This window comes from Rhodoferax sp. (genome assembly GCF_023700745.1).
Lineage (GTDB): Bacteria > Pseudomonadota > Gammaproteobacteria > Burkholderiales > Burkholderiaceae_C > Rhodoferax.
Genome location: NZ_JAMPYG010000007.1, coordinates 66,856 through 69,620, shown reverse-complemented (window position 1 = coordinate 69,620; position 2,765 = coordinate 66,856). Strand labels below are relative to the sequence as shown.

Here is a 2,765-nt window from a genome sequence, read left to right as displayed (position 1 = left end):
TTATTTAAAAGGAGATCTTCGATATGACAACCCAGTTGCTTATTTACGAAACCGCAGTCCCTGTATCTAGTGGGCGCCATGGCAAATGCGCCGTCGAGGCAGGCAAGGGTTATGCCTTTGCCCGCAAGCTCAATTCGGTACCGCTCATGGCGGTCGAATTTCCGCAGGCTGCGCCCGAGTACGCTGTTGTCTTTGCCCAGAGCGGCGACGACGTGGTGCCGGTGGTGATTCTGGGCGCACGCCAGAACGAAAATCTTTATCTTTCCAGCGATGATGCTTGGCAGGCCAAGTACATCCCGGCCTTCATCCGCCGCTACCCTTTTGTTTTTTCCCCCAGTGCAGACGGCAAGACCTTCACTCTGTGTGTGGATGAGGCCTTTCAGGGTCTGAACTACATGGGCCGTGGTCAGGCCTTGTTTGATGCCGAAGGCAAACACACACCCTATGTCGACAACGTGCTCAAGTTTCTGCAGGAGTACCGCACACAATTCCTGCGCACCCAGGCTTTCTGCAAGAAGCTTAAGGAGCTTGACCTGCTGGAGCCAATGCAGGCCCAGTTCACTCTCGGTACCGGCGAAAAGATGTCCTTGACCGGTTTCCTGGTGGTGGACCGCAAGCGTCTCAAAGCCTTGTCGGCCGAGACCCTGCACCAGCTGGCTGCCACCGACGAGCTGGAACTCATCTACCTGCACCTGCAGTCCATGCTCAATTTCAATACCGTGAAAAATCGTCTGATCGAGACCCAGGTGGTCACGCCCAGCGTACCAGCGGTCGTGGCGCCAGAAGCCACAGAAGAAACCACAGAAGCATCCGACATCCCTGTGAAGACCGGCAAGCGCGCTGGCGCAAGCAGCACAACCAAGGCAAGCTGAGAACGCCTCTGTGGTGAGCAGCGCCTCCATTCACGCACCGGCTGATGGGGCGCAGACCCGGGCTCAGGTGCAGGACGATTCAGCTGCGTGGTCCAGCTTTTCTGCTCCCGCCAGCACGGTTGAGTTTTGCACCAGCTGGCTGGCCATTCTTTGCGCACAGATCGACCGTGTCAGCGGTGCGCTGATCGTGCTCGGACCTGATCCGGGTGGAGGCTTTAACGCTGTGGCGGTGTGGCCTGATGTGTCGCGCAACATGCAGTATCTGGGCTCAGCTGCCGAGAAGGTGCTGACTGAAAGGCGCGGTTATGTCGCACACCTCGCACAGGGCCAGGCAGCCGGTCTGGCATCGGCCCATGTGGGGTACCCGATTGAAGTGGCCGGGGTACTGCACGGGGCTGTGGTGCTTGACATCGGACACTCGTCCGAACCCGATTTGCAGCGTGCCCTGCGCCTGGTCCATTGGGGCAGCGCCTGGCTAGTTGACTGGTTTCGCCAGCAACAGGTGGCAGAGCAACAGCAACAGGCGGCCAGGTTTGCCCTGGCCTCCGACATCGTGGCGACTGCGCTACAGGAGCGCCGCCTGGGCGCGGCGTCTTTGGCTGTGGCCAACGACCTGGTGGTGCGCCTGGGGTGCGAACGGGTGGATGTGGGTTTTGAGCAGGCGGGTAATGTGGTGGTCAAAGCCATTTCCCACACTGCCACCTTTGATGCCCGCAGTGACTTTGTGCGCCTGATCGGCGAGGCCATGGACGAGGTGCTCGACCTTGACATGGCCATGGTTTATCCGCCGCTCGACAAGGACGTGGTCGGCGGCCTGGCGCACGCCGAATTGTCGGCAACCCGTAACGACGCCAGCCTGATCTCGGTGCCGTTGATGGATGACGGTGCTACGGTGGGCGTCCTGACCCTGGAACGCTTGCGCGACAAACCTTTCGAGCGGGCAGATCTGGAGTTGTGCAAGACGCTGGGTTTGCTGCTGGGCCCCATTTTTGAACTCAAGCGCCAGGACGAACGCAGCCTGTGGCAGCGTGCCCGCCAGCGTACGCGTGAAGGCGCAATGGCCCTGTTCGGGCCGCGACATCCGGGCCTCAAACTGATCACGCTGGTGAGCCTGACCTGTGTCGTGTTGCTCAGCGTGGTCAGCATGTCGTACCGGGTCACATCCAAAACCATGATCGAGGGTGCGGTGCAGCGTGCCATTGTGTCGCCTTTCCAGGGTTATGTGGCCGAAAGCCTGGTGCGCGCCGGCGACACCGTCAGGATGGGCCAGGTGATGGCCAGACTGGACACGCGCGAGCTGGCTCTGGAGCGCACGCGCTGGGCGTCCGAGTTTGAACAAATGCAGGGCCGCTACCGCCTGGCCACAGCCAGCCTTGACCGTGCAGCCATGCTGGTGGCAGCCGCCCAGAGCGAACAGTCGCGGGCCCAGTTGGCGCTGGTGGAAGAGCGGCTGGCGCGGGCCACTTTGACGGCACCGTTTGACGGCATCGTGGTGCTGGGTGATCTGAGCCAGTTGCTGGGTTCACCGGTGGAGCAGGGCAAGGTGCTGTTTGAAGTGGCGCCGCTCGATGCCTACCGCGTGGTCATGAATGTGGACGAACGCGACATTGCCGAGGTGCGCGTCGGCCAGCGTGGCGAGCTGGCTTTGTCGGGTATTCCCAACGAGCTGCTGCCTTTTACGGTGCACCAGATCACACCCATTTCGACACCGCAGGACGGCAGCAACCATTTTCGCGTCGAGGCGCAACTGGACCGGGCCTCGGACCGGTTGCGTCCCGGCATGGAAGGCATTGGCAAGGTGGCGGTGGGCGAGCGCAAGGTGATCTGGATCTGGACCCATTCCCTCGTCGAGTGGCTGCGGCTGTGGACCTGGAAATGGCTGCGGTAAACCTT

General features: G+C 61.3%; 2 protein-coding genes. Both read left to right on the top strand.

The annotated features are described in order from the left end of the window. Window positions 1-23 precede the first annotated feature (23 nt). Window positions 24-872 carry a SapC family protein gene (locus NDJ10_RS07885; protein WP_296160869.1) on the top strand — a complete coding sequence of 283 codons (849 nt, stop codon included), beginning with the start codon at window positions 24-26 and terminating at the stop codon, window positions 870-872. 13 nt (window positions 873-885) lie between these two features. Beyond that, window positions 886-2,760 carry an HlyD family efflux transporter periplasmic adaptor subunit gene (locus NDJ10_RS07880; protein ID WP_296160867.1) on the top strand — a complete coding sequence of 625 codons (1,875 nt, stop codon included), beginning with the start codon at window positions 886-888 and terminating at the stop codon, window positions 2,758-2,760. Window positions 2,761-2,765: the final 5 nt, after the last annotated feature.